11 protein-coding genes are annotated in these 13,963 nt (G+C 57.7%); all 11 read right to left on the reverse strand.

Annotation, left to right across the window (positions count from 1 at the left end):
• Positions 1-15: 15 nt before the first annotated feature.
• Positions 16-1,392 (reverse strand): adenylosuccinate lyase, encoded by a 1,377-nt coding sequence (purB, locus tag EHV15_RS07910; protein WP_128630757.1) that lies wholly within the window; start codon positions 1,390-1,392, stop codon positions 16-18.
• Positions 1,393-1,468: 76 nt separating this feature from the next.
• Positions 1,469-2,836: an MmgE/PrpD family protein gene (locus EHV15_RS07915; RefSeq protein WP_128630758.1), complete on the reverse strand. Its 1,368-nt coding sequence runs from the start codon at positions 2,834-2,836 to the stop codon at positions 1,469-1,471.
• Positions 2,833-3,999, reverse strand: coding sequence for an amidohydrolase (locus EHV15_RS07920; protein WP_128630759.1), 1,167 nt, complete (start codon positions 3,997-3,999; stop codon positions 2,833-2,835). The genes EHV15_RS07915 and EHV15_RS07920 overlap by 4 nt, the downstream gene beginning before the upstream one ends.
• Before the next feature lie 376 nt (positions 4,000-4,375).
• Positions 4,376-5,431, reverse strand: coding sequence for a LacI family DNA-binding transcriptional regulator (locus EHV15_RS07925; protein ID WP_128630760.1), 1,056 nt, complete (start codon positions 5,429-5,431; stop codon positions 4,376-4,378).
• Positions 5,432-5,672: 241 nt separating this feature from the next.
• Positions 5,673-7,817: an alpha-amylase family glycosyl hydrolase gene (locus tag EHV15_RS07930; RefSeq protein ID WP_128630761.1), complete on the reverse strand. Its 2,145-nt coding sequence runs from the start codon at positions 7,815-7,817 to the stop codon at positions 5,673-5,675.
• 419 nt (positions 7,818-8,236) lie between these two features.
• On the reverse strand, positions 8,237-8,524 hold the full coding sequence (locus EHV15_RS07935) for a nucleotidyltransferase family protein (RefSeq protein WP_178075792.1): 288 nt from the start codon (positions 8,522-8,524) through the stop codon (positions 8,237-8,239).
• Positions 8,514-8,744, reverse strand: coding sequence for a nucleotidyltransferase substrate binding protein (locus EHV15_RS07940; protein ID WP_178075793.1), 231 nt, complete (start codon positions 8,742-8,744; stop codon positions 8,514-8,516). Before EHV15_RS07940 ends, EHV15_RS07935 begins: the two co-directional genes overlap by 11 nt.
• Positions 8,745-8,773: 29 nt before the next feature.
• Entirely contained in the window at positions 8,774-9,580 is an 807-nt protein-coding gene (locus EHV15_RS07945) for an MBL fold metallo-hydrolase (protein ID WP_128630764.1), read from the reverse strand.
• A gap of 9 nt (positions 9,581-9,589) precedes the next feature.
• Positions 9,590-10,339 carry a two-component system regulatory protein YycI gene (yycI, locus tag EHV15_RS07950; RefSeq protein ID WP_128630765.1) on the reverse strand — a complete coding sequence of 250 codons (750 nt, stop codon included), beginning with the start codon at positions 10,337-10,339 and terminating at the stop codon, positions 9,590-9,592.
• Positions 10,340-10,844: 505 nt separating this feature from the next.
• Positions 10,845-12,140, reverse strand: a complete 1,296-nt coding sequence (locus tag EHV15_RS07955) for a YycH family regulatory protein (RefSeq protein WP_128630766.1) — start codon at positions 12,138-12,140, stop codon at positions 10,845-10,847.
• Entirely contained in the window at positions 12,137-13,960 is a 1,824-nt protein-coding gene (walK, locus tag EHV15_RS07960) for a cell wall metabolism sensor histidine kinase WalK (protein WP_128630767.1), read from the reverse strand. The genes EHV15_RS07955 and walK overlap by 4 nt, the downstream gene beginning before the upstream one ends.
• Positions 13,961-13,963: the final 3 nt, after the last annotated feature.

The raw sequence follows: 13,963 nt of genomic DNA on the forward strand, positions 1-13,963 counted from the left end.
CCGCGGTTCCCCCGCTTACGCTTCTTCCTCCTGCAGCCACCCGCTCGCCTCGGCGGCGGCCAGCACCCGGTCTACCGTTTGCGGAGCCGAACCCAAATACGTTGACGGGTCCATCAACCGCTCCAGTTCTTCCACTTCGACCGCTTGCCGGATGCGGGCATCGGTCATCAAAATATCGCGGAAAGGAATGTCCTCCTCGACGCTCTTCATACACAGCTCATAAACGACCTCATGTGCGGTCTGCTTGCCCATCGGCTTCGCCAGAGCAAACATAACGCGCTCGGAAAGCAACAGTCCACCGAGTTTGTTCAAATTGCGCAGCATATGGTCGGGCTTGACGACCAGTCCGGTTAGAACCGCTTTCGTGGACGCCAGTTGGGCCGCCAAATAAATGCAGCTTTCCGGCAGCGCGATCCATTCCCCGCGCCAGGACATCGCGTCCCGCTCATGCTCGACGATCATCGACTCCTGCACGAGCGCGGCATTGTAGCGGATCGGCTTGGTGAGGCTTGCGATCCCTTCCAGCGCCGCCGGGTTCCGTTTATGCGGCATCGTCGAGGAGCCGATTTTGCCGGATGTAAACGGCTCTTCCACTTCATCCAGCTCGGTGCGCATCAAATTGTAAAATTCGTTGCCCATTTTGCCGAGCGTGCCGCTGATCATGCCGAGCAGACCGGCGTACTCCGCCGAACGGTCCCGGGACGAGTGCCAGCTAATATTCGGCGATTGCAGGCCAAGCCGCTCCATCGTCAGCCGCTCCACATCCGGGCCTTGCGGACCAAAGGAGGCGTAAGTGCCAACGCCGCCGCCCAGCACGCCGGTGAATACCCGGGCTTCCGCTTCGCGAAGCCGGTCCAGATGGCGGATTGTCTCGTCGAGCAAAACGGCGATTTTGAAGCCGAACGTGGTCGGCAGACCCTGCATGCCGTGGGAACGCCCCGCCATCGGCGTTTCCCGATGCTCGCGCGCCAGCCGCGCCAGCTCGCGGGCGACCGCGCGCAGATCGCGGACGATAATCCGGTGGGCTTCCTTAAGCTGCAGCATCATCCCGGTGTCGACGATGTCCTGCGTGGTCGCGCCATAGTGAATCCATTCCCCGTGTTCGGGGCCGCACAGATTTTGCAGAGCCTTCAGCGTCGGCATCAGCGAATGCTTAACCTTCAGCACTTCCTGCGCGATTTCCTCTATATTCATAAGCTCTACCTTCGCCTTGTCGGCAATGACGGCTGCCGATTCGGCCGGGATGAGCGCAAGTTCCGCTTCCGCAAGCGCCAGAGCCGCTTCCACGTCCAGGTGCTTCTGCAGCCGGTTCTCGTCCGACCAAACCTGGCGCATTTCCGCGGTTCCGAAATTGTTTTGCAGCATAATCATATCGATAACATGTGACGGCATGGTGTGTACCTCCTAAGTGTGCGTGCTCATAAGTGCGTGTTCAAAAGTGTTCCAAAAGTCGGCTTTTGAACTGCATCTAAATGTCGGGAATCAGTGTATGCATATCGGTCAGCTGCTCCAGTCGCCCAACCTTGCCGGGCAGTTCCTGCCAAGCGGCGGAAAGGCCGCGGGCGGCGTCCGCGTACTTGTCCATTCGTTCCTCCGGAGTCAGCGGGCGCCCTGGCGCTCCGCGCGGGCAATCCACCCGCTCCGTATGCGTCGATCCATCGGCGTATGTTACGCTGACGATCGTAAACCGCCCTTTGGGCATCGCGTTTGGCGCGGGAACGATATCGGCGTCGTAACGCCGCTCCACCTTGGCGGCAAGAGCCAGCAAATCGGGGCGGATGGGCTCATCGGCAAACGTGCCGATGCCAAGCTCCCCGTCCGCCAGCGCCGCCGCAATCACGTATTCGACGCTGAAGCGCCCTTCCACGCCCGTTTTCGGTTCGCGGACGATGAGAGCGGCGTCTCCCCCGGGCGGAAAAGTGACGGTCACCCGGTCGATAACCGAGATATCCGCCCCGCGGGCGGCACGAACCGCCAGCGCGGCATCCGCAGCATGGTGAGACGCCGAGCAGCACGGATACCGTTTGAACCATAGGCCGGGTTCGGCGATTTGCCACGGCTCGCCCCAGCCTTCCGTCGTCTTCTCCGGTTTCGCTTCGTCCCCGCCGAGGGCCGCAAAAAAACCAAGCGGCCCCTCCAGCGGCTCCTCCGCACCGGCGATCCCCGCTTCCGCGAGCCGCGCCGCCAGCAAGCCCGAGCGCGCGGCCAAACCTGCGTGCAGAGGCTTAACCTGTGTGCCGAAATGCACTCTTAGCCCGCCGGCTTGCGTGGCCGCTAATCCTAACGCGCGGGCGGCCACGCTGGCGTCGAGACCGGCAAGCCGGGCGCACGCGGCGGCGGCCCCCAGCGCGCCGAGAACGGCGGTGCTGTGCCAGCCGGCCGCGTAGGGCTTGGGACCAAGCGCCAGACCGAGCCTGCACATCGTCTCAACCCCGACGACATAGGCCGCCAGGAACTCGGCGCCGGTCGCGCCCCGCTCCTCCGCTTCCGCCAGCAGGGCAGGCAAAATAACGGCACTCGGGTGACCCCTGACGCTTTCGTGGACGTCATCGTAATCGAGCGCATGGCTCAAGTAGCCATTGACCAGCGCGGCATCAAGCGCCGCAAGCCGTTCCGGCCTTCCGGGCACGGACGAGCGGCCGTTGCCTGTCCCGCCCGCGCCGGTCCCAAGCGCCGCGGCGATGCTGTCCGCTCCCGCATCGTCCCTTGCGGCCAGCGTTGACGCCAGCCAGTCCAGCACCCCAGCGCGGGCGGCCTCCAGGGCCCGCGTATCCTTCAGCGGATCAGAGCTGGCGATTCGTTCCGCAAGCTGCCGGGTAAGCGAACCCGGACTCATCCGAGAGTTTTCAGCGCCTGCACGGCCGTTTCCGCGAACAAGGCCGCGCTAATCGCCAGCGCCTCTTCTTTTAAAGTAAATTTCGGATGATGCCATTGTTCCGTCCCGCCGGTTCCCATCCATATAAAACAACCCGGCACATGCTCCTGGTACAGGGCAAAATCCTCGCCCCCCATCGTCGGCTCCGCCTCCACCACTTGTAGCCCCTGCGCTTCGGCGGCCACGCGCATGATTTCCGCCATATTCGCCTCGTTGTTCACCGCGGGCAGCATCCCCATCCAGTTCAGCACCGCCTCGGCCCCGTATCCGGCGGCCACGCCTTCGACAACCCGTTTCATCTGGTCGGGGATTCGGACGCGCGCTTCCGGCTCAAACGTTCTCACCGTACCTTCCAGAACTCCCGTGTCCGGGATCACGTTCCAGGTCGATCCGGCTTGCAGCTTGCATACGCTGACCACGGCGGAATGCTTCGGGCTGGCATTGCGGCTGATCAGGGTCTGAAGCGCGCCCACGATGGCGCTGCTGACCACCACCGGATCGATCGCCGCTTCCGGCATCCCCGCATGGCCTCCCTTGCCTTTGACTTCGATTTCGAAGCGATCCACCGACGCCATCAAAGGACCTGTCCGAATCCCAACCGTACCGATGGGCAGGTCAGGTTTGTTGTGCATGCCGAAAATCGCCGTAACGCCGTCCAAAGCCCCCGCTTCGATCACCGCGCGGGCGCCGACCGCCAGTTCCTCCGCCGGCTGGAACAGAATGCGCACCGTGCCGCGAAGCTCATCGGCCCGCTCCTTAAGCAGCGCCGCCGCTCCGATCATCGAAGCCGTATGAAAATCGTGGCCGCAGGCGTGCATTTTCCCGGTAACCGTCGAAGCGAACGGCAATCCCGTCTCCTCCTTGACCGGCAACGCGTCGATATCGGCCCGCAGCATAATCGTCGGTCCCGGAAGCGCCCCCTTCACCTCGGCCAGCACGCCGGTCGGCAAATTCAGATCGAGTTGACGAATGCCCAGTTCCGTAAGCCAGGCACGAATCCGCTTCGTCGTTTCGTGTTCTTCATTAGAGAGCTCAGGATGCCGGTGCAGTTCCCGCCGCATGTCGACAAGCTTCGGCTGAAGCGATGCGGCTTCTTCCTTAAAGAAGTTCGATATCGTTGTCATGTGCACATCTCCCTTTGCAATTAATAGCTATCCGCCGGCTCGAATGGAAAGTATTTCTTATCATCGTAAGCAACCGCGCAAAATGAATAATGGGCCGAGATTGTCCCTCCCGGCCACCACGGCTCACCTTCCATTAATATAGCCGGGCGTGACCCCCTTAAATCATGAAGGCGCTAAGGTTCTTGCGCTTGTCACATTGCCGCGCTAACACACAAAAGAACCAGCCCGAAGAGCAACGTTCTCTGTAAACCCCATTGCCTGCGATCTTGCTTCACTCTCGCCAAACTGGTTTCAAATAGTACATCGGAATAGTCCGTTTTGAGATTAATTTTAAATTATAACCCGCCTGCTTGTATACTGTCAACCAACGTACAAATCAAGTCATTTCCTTTTCCGTGGAGCGCCGCACGGCAAGCTTGGGCTCCACCCATCGGCGCCTGCTGACCGGAGCCGCCTCCGCCTCGTTGATTTGCGCCATCAGCATTTCGCCGGCCGCGGCTCCCAGCGCAAAGGTGTCCATGTCCAGGCAGGTAAGCGGCGGAGTGGTGAAGGGGGCGAGCGGCCTATTGTCAAAAGTGGCGACGCCCATCTCGTCCGGGATGGACACCCCCCGCCCGCGAAGCTCCTCCAGGGCCCCGAAAGCAACCAAATTGCTCATGCAGATGATCGCGTCGGGGACGTTTGGCAGGGCAAGCAGTTCGCGCACCAGCCTGCGCCCGTTGGCTTCGTTGGCATAGCCGGGCAGCACGATACCGGACGGCACGAGAGGGCCTGCTTCCGCCGCCTTTTTCCCCCGTATCTCATCAGTGGCAAGCGCATCCCGATACCCCGCCACTCTTGCTTCAAACATCGGATCGCCCCGCTCCCCGCCAATAAACGCGGGGTTGCTGTATCCGCGGGCTAACAAATGGCTGGTCAGCATTGCCGCCCCGCGGCGATTGTTGATGTCCACCCAACACAGCGAGGCCATGCCGGGGATTTCGCCGATAGAGACATAAGGAAATTTCAAGCCGTTTAACTCCCCGGCCAGCTCCGGAGTCAGGATGGAATTGTCCATAATCAGCCCGTCCACTTTGCGCCCCAGCACAAAACGGCTGACAAACCGCTCCCGCCCGACATGTTCGATATTGCAGATCGTTAGTTCGTAATCAAGCGGCCCGATGACGCTTTCCACGCCGCCGATAATATCGTAGAAGGAAGCATTCAAAAAATCGCTTTGGCGCGACAGATCGATAACCAGTCCAACATTGTAACCTTTTTGTTTCGCTAATCGCGTGGCCAAGCTGCTTGGTTCATAATTCATCTCGCGCATAACGGCCCTAACCTTTTCCTTGGTTGCTTCCGAAATGCTCGGCGCATCGTTCAGCACTTTCGATACGGTTGACTTGGCCACATTGGCGGCTTTGGCAATGTCGTTAATCGTGATTTTCATCGTATTGGACCCTCTCAAAAAAATACAATGATTTACATTAATTATACTGGTTTCTCCTCCTTCACAAAAGCAGGAAATTAAGCGCATACAAAAAAACACGGAATCCCCGCTTGCCCTGACCGGCAGCAGAGATCCCGTGCCACTACTTCACACCCCTCCCAACCACGTTTTACATGCTGGGTTTAACTGGCAGCCGCCGCTTCTTTTTCCGGATGCAACTCGCTCCGGCTGCTTAGGCCGCTTAATTTTGCCAGTCCACCGTCACCGTCCCTACGCCGCTGGCCGGCGTCGTGTACGTATGATTGCCCCCGCCTTCCCAAGTAACCGTGCTGCCGTTCGACTTAATAAACTTAAATTCCAGCTTTTTCCCCGCCGGTACGCTGACATCGTAATACCAGGTCGGGTACTTCGCGATCACCTGATTGTACATCGGTCCAACCGCTTCGTCCGGATCCCAGGAGCCGAGTTCGGCGACGTTGCCGACAAGATAAACGTTTGTTCCGTAATCGGTGGCGGCCTGGTTGACCAGGAAACGCACCGTGACCTGATCGTCCGTCAGAACATTAAAGCTAGTGAATGTATTGCTGGCGGTGCCGGACGATGTTTTGACCGAAACGCCCGGTTTACCGGCCGTGACGTTCGGTACGAGCACCTTAATCTGTGTGTCTTCCCAGCTTACGATGCCGGATCCGGCCACCGCTGTCGTGCCGAAATAGACCGTGCCCGCCGTGCCTCCAAAACCGCGGCCGTCAATCGTCACCGTGTTCCCCGGTTGGCCCATGGTGGGACCCACATTGCCGATCGCCGGCGACGTTTCGGACGCTGTGTACTCCCATACCGCCGTTCCGCCGGCCGCCAGCGTAAAGTTGGTGACGGCACCGCTGCTGCCAACCGTGATGGAATTGCCGTTTAAGAGTCCGCCTAGCTCATCCGAATAAGTCCCCGCCGGCAGCGAACTCAACAGGCCCGAAATTGGATAAGATGCGGATGTGCTCCGATTGATCGCAACCAAAGCGACGCTGCTGCCGAACTTGCGCTCAAAAATCAGCACATCGTTGTTGACCCAGCGCTCCGTCGTCGTCCCGTAAGCGATGGCCGGATTCGATTTACGCAGCGGCGCCAAAGTCTGGATCACCTTATAAGCCGTTGTCCCGGTATTAAACGAAGTCATCATCGCCCGGTTGTTGGGGTCCCCATCGCCGGTCATGTACTGCTCCGTGCCGTAGTAGATGGCAGGCACCCCGCGGGAAGTCAGCGTCAGCGTAAGCGCTTGTTCAGTCGCCCGCGTACCGGCGCCGGCAACCTGGAACCGGTCCATATCATGGTTGTCGATGAAGGTCACCATATTGTTGATGTGATCGTATTGCGACTCCGTGCTGGCCAGCACCGTGTAGAGGTCCTTCATCGTTTCCGTTTTGTCCCGGAACACTTCGCGCACTTCCTGCGCGTATTCAAAGTCCAGCAGGTTCATGCCGCTTTCGTTGGCAAATTTAATGTTGTCCCCGTCGATTTGATCCGTGCCAAGATACCATTCCCCAAACGTAAATACCGGATGATCACCGCCGTAAATCGAGGAAACGAAGCTTTTTTGCCAGCCGAAGGGCATATGCTTCACCGCGTCAAAGCGAATCCCGTCCACGCCCATGTCGAGCCAGAGATCAATGGCGGTTTTAAAATAAGCGTCAATCGTATTGTTGTTATGGTTGATATCCGCTAAGTCATAGAGGTTTTTGTAGATGCCGTCTTCAATCGTGGAAAAATCGGTGCCCCCGTTATGATGAAATAGGCCGGCCGAATCATTGCTGTAAGTGCCGAGCAGCGCACCGTTATCGTACAACGCACCGTTCTCCGCAAAGCCGGGATTGTCCCTGTCGGCCGGAGACGTATGGTTGGGCGCGAAGTCGATCACGACCTTGATGTTATTGGCGTGAGCCGTATCAATCAGATTTTGAAAATCGACAAAATCCCCGAAAGCGTCGTTCGTTTGCTTAAAATCCCTTGCCCAGTAGCCGTGATAAGACGTATTGTTAACGCCGGAATACTTGATGACGGAGGTGATATTCTCCACAGGCTGGGATATCCAAAGGGCGGTAACGCCCATCCCGGTCAGATAGCCGTCATTAATCTTGTCGATAATCCCCTGCCAGTCTCCCCCAAAATAGAGCTTCAAATTGGATCGGTCGCCGCTGAACGCATCCCCCGCCGGATTGTTGGCCTGGTCCCCGTCCGCAAAGCGGTCGGTCACAATCTGATAAATGACGTCCGTACTGAAGTTGACCTTGTTGTCCACACTGGTATCGGATGACGCCCATGCGGGCAGCGATATCCCCAACGCCAGACTCAGCGAAAGCGCCAGGGAGGTCAAACGTTTGAACTGCGATTTCATTGTCCTATCTCTCCTCTCAAATGTTCTGCCGATCTTTGGGAGCCGAGCCTGCCTAGAGCCTGCATAAAGCGGGTGCACAGCCGCCAGAGGCAGTATGGCAGACAAACAATAAAACGCTTACATAATTCAGGGAAACCGGTTTCTTTCCTAAAAATACCATCCCTAATCAGGACAAGTCAATACCTGAATTGGAATTTTCTACATTTCAAGCATCTTTGCAAAAAATAGCCGGATTTTTGAGGTTCAAAACCGAAATCGCGTTTGAGTGCGAAAATCTAACGGTTCTGAGCGGCGCTATTTGGGTAAATACGGAGATTTCCAAGCTGTAACGGTTGCCATCGGCCTTATTCCAACCGTTAGCACAGAAGCCAAAAAGGCCCCCCTGTCATTTTCAATGACGTACGGGAGGCCTTCTCTTTCTATTTTTCCGGATAAAATAACACCTTGTCCTTACGTATACTCTCCAATAAGTACTCGTTGTCGACGAACGGTAATTCGACGATATCTATTTTCAGAAAACCTGCCGCATCATCAAAAGCGCTTTTTACATGGGGAGGAAGCTCTTGTTCCACCATCAAGTCGATATCCGAACTGGCCGTACTATCGCCTCTGGCCCTGGAACCGAAAATATAAACGTTCGATAATCCGCTGGACTTACAAACCTCCAGTAATCTGCGATAAATCCGATCAGGAATATCAAAGGGCATTTTCCACATACTCCTTCAGTACTTGCCGCAAATTTTTAAATTCTTCAAGATATCTTTTGATAATGCGTACATACACGGAATCGGCTTTTGCTTCAAAATATTGATGAGTAGTCGTATTGCGGTCGTATACTATATCTTCCCATAAAACGGTATCCTCAATCCAGCCCCTGGACAGAGCTTCACGAAAAATATCCTTCGGGTAAGGCGGAATATTGGCCACAATCCCCTCTCAATATAAAAAATAGACAATCACCGCTCCTTCAGCACATCCCAGGGCGTCGGGCGGTCGTAATACGTGTCGCAGAGTTTGAACTCGCTGTCCTTGTAGAAGCAGCCGCGGTCCTCCATGGCGCCGCGCACGGACATTTTGGCCAGGTCGAGCATATTATGCTCGCGGCTTAAGTGAGCCAGATACACCCGCTTCAAGCGGCCGTTCAGGATTTCGCTCATCAGCTCGCCGGTCGCGTCGTTGGACAAATGCCCGAGATCGCCAAGAATCCGCCGCTTAATGTTCCACGGGTAACGCCCCATCCGCAGCATCTCAATGTCGTGGTTTGCTTCGAGCACCAGCACGTCGGCGTCGCAGATCGCTTCCTTCACCTTGTCGCTGGCATACCCGAGGTCGGTGCACACGCTCAGCTTCTCCTTGCCGTCGTAAAAGCTGTAGCCCACCGGTTCGGCGGCGTCATGCGAAATCGCAAACGACTCCACCCGCAGCGAGCCGAAGTCGCGCGTTTCCCCCGTGCCCAGCACGCAGCGCTGCTCATCCGGGATCGCCCCGATCGCTTTGTCCATGGCGGCCCACGTCTTTTCGTTGGCGTAAACCGGGAGATTGTACTTCCGGGCTACCGCGCCCAAGCCCTTGATATGATCGGAATGCTCATGCGTAACCAAAATGCCGGACAGCTCCTGCCCGGTCACTCCCCGCTCCATCATCAGCTCGTCGACCCGCTTCGCGCTGAAGCCCGCGTCGATCATCAGCGTGACTTCCCCATTCGCGACCAGCGTTGCATTGCCTGTCGAACCGCTCGACAGCACCGAAAAACGTATCCCCATGATCTCCCATTACTCCTTTGTCTTCTCTGTGTTCGGACTGATAACGTCCCCGCTGATGCCCTGCACGTAATACTCTTTGCCGCTCTCCAGCATAAACCGCCAGGCCGGGGCGGCCGGCAGATGCGCGTCCGAATCGAACACTTCCCCATAGTATCCCAGCTCGATTTCCGTCACGACCGACCCTTCCGGCAGGAAGTTCTCAATCAGATTGCCCAACGCCTTCGACGCCGACAGCACCCGCTGCGGCTTCTCCTCCTCGGGATAGCTGATTTCGATCGCCTGGCGCTGGTACGAAATGATCTTCTGGTTGCTGCCCAACAGCTTCATCTCGATTTTAAAAAGCGGCCACTTGCCATCGACGAGCGGATGCAGAACAAACACGTCCGCGCTGCTCGCCACCTCGTCATACCGGTATTGGTCGATATCCGGCAGCGTGTTCTTTAACGCCGAGGCCAGCTCGCGCGGCGAAAAAATCAGCTTGCTGTCCACCGGCGCGGGCAAATCCACGGTTTTGCCCCGCTGATCCCCATCCACGAAGCGGTAGGCGATTTTGGCCAGCTCCGGCGTCTCCGTCGGAATTTTCGCCAGCACGCGGATTTGCTTCTCATCCATCATTCTTTGCGTGTTGTTCTCCAGGGAGGTGATATCCAGATTGGAGTCCCTCTGTTCCCGCACACCGTTCCACAACTGATAGCCAAGCACCAGATTCAGCAGCAAAAACGCGTAAATCAGCACATTTTTCGCCCGGCCCCAATCCATGATTCATCCCCCCTTTCGTTAAAGTCGCAAATCTAATCTAGTAGAACCATTCGAAAAAAACGTGTACAGGTGCGTTCATGCAAACCATTCGTGCAACCGTAACACCAGCCGGCGTACATGCTGAGTTATCTAACGGACACCAGCGCCCCTATTTCGGTGAAATCAGCATTTTTCAAGGTGTAACGGACACCACAGACCTTATTCGGCGTAAATGTGCCCAAAACCGGCCTATTTCGAGCAAATAAGGGCTCTCCTGTCCGTTAGGAATGGAAACGGCGTTTTTTCAGGCAAATAAGGTCGCCCAGGTCCGTTAGCCTCCATGCGATCAGACCCGCCGGCTAGCAACGTTCATTCCGGGCGTTCCGGCATTTAGGTACTCCGGCGCTCCGGCATTCAGGCGCTCCGGCATCCAGATTCTCCGGCATTCGCGCTGTCCGGGCGTTCCCGCCCCACGACTCAAGCCACAATCGCCACATCTCCACACCTGCCCGGCCAACCCCCGCCTCTACCTCAGCACCCGGATCGCTCCGTTGCTCAGTTCGGCCGCCCAAGTTGGCGTAAGCAGCAGCCCGTCCTCGGACAAGGACGGCAGATAGGCCGGGTACAGGCGGGCGATGTCCGCCCCCGTCTGCAGCTTCGCGATCTGCTCCCGCAGCGTTTTGCCGCCGGGCAGCGAGACGACCTTCTTCTCCCAGCTGCCGCCCGCGCTGTAGATGAGCGACCGTTCGTAACCGGTGATCGTCCCCTGGCGCATTTCCAGCGAAATCGCTCCATAATGGAACGAAGGCAGATCGAGGATCGGAAAAGCGCCGTACTGCCCGACTCCGTAATACTGCTGAAAAACAACCCTAGGCTCGTCTTCATTCAAGCCGTCGGTCTGCGCCAGCCGGTATTTGCCGTTCCAGCCGCCGTGCTGGTTGACGAAGTCCACGGCAGACAGCACGTTTTTGCTCGGACTGTTCTCGCCGCCCGAAGGCGCCGCCGGATCGGTGTAGTTGATCCAGTTCCGGTCCTGCTTGACCTGCAGGCTCCGCTTGCTGTCCGTGTAAATTTCCGAACTGTCCTTCTCGCGGATATACCGGGTAATGCTCGGGTCGAAAAAGAGACTGCGCTGCATCTGTTCGGTCGAATACACCCCGATATTCAGGCCCGTTTCCACCAGCTCGACCGGCTCCTCGGGAAGATAGTAGCCATCCTCCGTCAACGTGTACGACACCCAATTTTTGCCGAAGTCAGCCTGCTGCTGCACGTCCTGCACCGTCAGGTCGGCTTTGGTCGCCTCATAGACGACATCCCCCTGCGAGCTGAAGAAAAACACCCGCACCTGGTCCTCGGTTCCCGTGTTGTAAATGAGCAGCCGGCTGACGGTTTCCGCGTCGAACAGCGGATCGGGAGCAATCTGCATCACTTTCTGCAGCAGCTCGACCGGAATGCCGTCCCCGAACTCCAGCTCGATGCCGACATGCGCGCCGCGGATCGCGGACCAGTCGAAATTTTGCACCGCATGGCGCTGAAATCCGTCAAATTGCCGGACCTTCAGCCGCGAATAAATCAAGTTGTAAAACGTCGAATCGGGGTAAAAAACGGTATGCCGCTCCTTGCCCAGATGCACCGCGATCTGCGCCGGATACAGCATGTCCTCGCTTTTCAGGGCGGTCCCCATATTTTCCGTGCGAATATAGTCGCTTTTCGATTTGACGACCGGGTTGCTCCCCGGCAGCTGGTAAATCAGAAAATAGCTTTGGATCAGGCTGCACGCTACCAGCAAGGCCAGCGTCAGCGATTTGACCTTCTCTTTCATCTCGCTTCGCCTCCTTGGGGGTCCATCGGCAGCGTAAAGGTGACTTTCGTGCCTTTGCCGAATTCCGACTGCAGGGAGATCGTCCCCCCGTGCGCCTTCACAATTTCCCGGGCAATCGACAGGCCAAGGCCCGTGCCGCCCATATTCCGCGAACGCGCCTTATCCACGCGGTAAAACCGCTCGAAAATCCGGTCCAGATCCTTTTTCGGGATGCCGATCCCGTTATCCTGCACCGAGATGGCCAGCTGCCCGTCTTCGCTCTTGCGGGCCTCCAGCGCGATCGCACCGCCTTCCGGCGTGTATTTCATCGCGTTCGAAATGAGGTTGTCCAGCACCTGGTCGATTTGGTCCCGGTCGATCCAGGCCGTGTCCACATCGCTGGCGATGAACAGCGTCGGCTTGATTTCTTTTTCCTGCATTTGAAAAGAAAACCGGTCGGCCACTTCCTCCAGCATCTCCATCACGCTGGTCGGCTGCTTGCGCAGCTGCGCTTCCTTGGAATCGAGCCGCGACAAGTGCAGCAGGTCGGTGACAAGGCGGATCATCCGCTCCGTTTGGTTCTGGATGACGGCGGTGAACCGCGGACCCAGCTCCGGGTCCTGCAGGGCTCCGTCCTCCAGCGCCTCCGTGTAGCTCTTGATCGTCGTCAGCGGCGTGCGCAGCTCATGCGACACGTTGGCCACGAATTCCCGCCGGGAAGCCTCCAGCTTCTCCTGCTCCGTGACGTCCTGCAGCACCGCGATCGTGCCGATGATTCCGATTTCCCGCCGGTGAATCGGCGTAAACGTCACCCGGATCAGGTACATGTTGCCGTCCGGCCCGTCGTTCTCCAGAATCGTCGAATGCATGGCGCCCTGCTCCAGCACCCCTTGCTCCTCGGGCGGCAAATGGAGCAGCGACATGATGTCCGTCCCGAGGGCCGGGCGGTCTTCGACCTGCAGCATCTCGCCGGCCCGCCGGTTCATCAGGATGACCCGGCCGGTCTCATCGGTCGCGATCACCCCGTCGCTCATGTTGGTCAGAATCGAAGCGAGCTTCTCCTTCTCCTCTTCGTTTTGCGCCAGCGCGTCGCGCAGCCGGCTCGTCATATAATTAAACGCCTTGCTAAGCTGGCCGATTTCGTCGTTGCCTAGCACGGCCATTTTCTGGTGGAACTCCCCTTCCGCCACCGCCGTGGCCCGCCGCGTCAGCTCCTTGATCGGCGACGTGATCGTATGCGCCAGGATGACGCAAAGCACCACCGTCAGGCCCAGCGCCAGCAAAATCCCGGAAATAAAGATGTTGTTAATCCGCTCCATCGTGCTGTACAGTTCGGTCATCGAAGCCGCGATGTAGATCGCGCCGACGATTTTTCCGCCGCTGACGACAGGTTTAGCGACCACCTTCTTGCGGACGTTGTCATCGTCGATGATATATTCCTCGTTGTCCCGGATCCCTTGCAGCGCCCGGCTGACCACGGTTTGCGTATTTTTCGTACCAACGTAATCGGCGTGCGATGGTTTGGACGTCGTGAGCACCTTGCCGCTGGCGTCGAGCACTTGAATCTCCGCCCCGTTAATGCTGAACAGATTGTTGACGAGCACGCGGAGATTTTCCAGCGATTCCTCCGCCGACTCCCCGGACACGCCCAGGTTTTGCGCCGCCAGCACGGAGATCAGCTCCGCCCGCTCGTTGAGATCTTTGCTGAAATTGCTGGTCAGCGAGGTTTTCATCGCGCTCACGAAATAAACCCCGATCAGCTGCATCGCGATCAGGATCAGCAGCACGTAAATAATGATCAGCTTGGCCTGGATCGTGCGAAAAAAGGAGGGCAGATTCATCGC

The sequence above is a fragment of the Paenibacillus oralis genome (assembly GCF_003863965.1).
Lineage (GTDB): Bacteria > Bacillota > Bacilli > Paenibacillales > Paenibacillaceae > Fontibacillus > Fontibacillus oralis.

Coding starts and splice junctions, on each gene's coding strand:
- EHV15_RS07955 (WP_128630766.1), bottom strand. CDS start 12,140: ATGAAAGAGAAGGTCAAATCGCTGACGCTGGCCTTGCTGGTAGCGTGC.
- EHV15_RS07935 (WP_178075792.1), bottom strand. CDS start 8,524: ATGCCCTTTGATATTCCTGATCGGATTTATCGCAGATTACTGGAGGTT.
- EHV15_RS07920 (WP_128630759.1), bottom strand. CDS start 3,999: ATGACAACGATATCGAACTTCTTTAAGGAAGAAGCCGCATCGCTTCAG.
- walK (WP_128630767.1), bottom strand. CDS start 13,960: ATGAATCTGCCCTCCTTTTTTCGCACGATCCAGGCCAAGCTGATCATT.
- EHV15_RS07915 (WP_128630758.1), bottom strand. CDS start 2,836: ATGAGTCCGGGTTCGCTTACCCGGCAGCTTGCGGAACGAATCGCCAGC.
- EHV15_RS07930 (WP_128630761.1), bottom strand. CDS start 7,817: ATGAAATCGCAGTTCAAACGTTTGACCTCCCTGGCGCTTTCGCTGAGT.
- EHV15_RS07945 (WP_128630764.1), bottom strand. CDS start 9,580: ATGGGGATACGTTTTTCGGTGCTGTCGAGCGGTTCGACAGGCAATGCA.
- purB (WP_128630757.1), bottom strand. CDS start 1,392: ATGCCGTCACATGTTATCGATATGATTATGCTGCAAAACAATTTCGGA.
- yycI (WP_128630765.1), bottom strand. CDS start 10,339: ATGGATTGGGGCCGGGCGAAAAATGTGCTGATTTACGCGTTTTTGCTG.
- EHV15_RS07925 (WP_128630760.1), bottom strand. CDS start 5,431: ATGAAAATCACGATTAACGACATTGCCAAAGCCGCCAATGTGGCCAAG.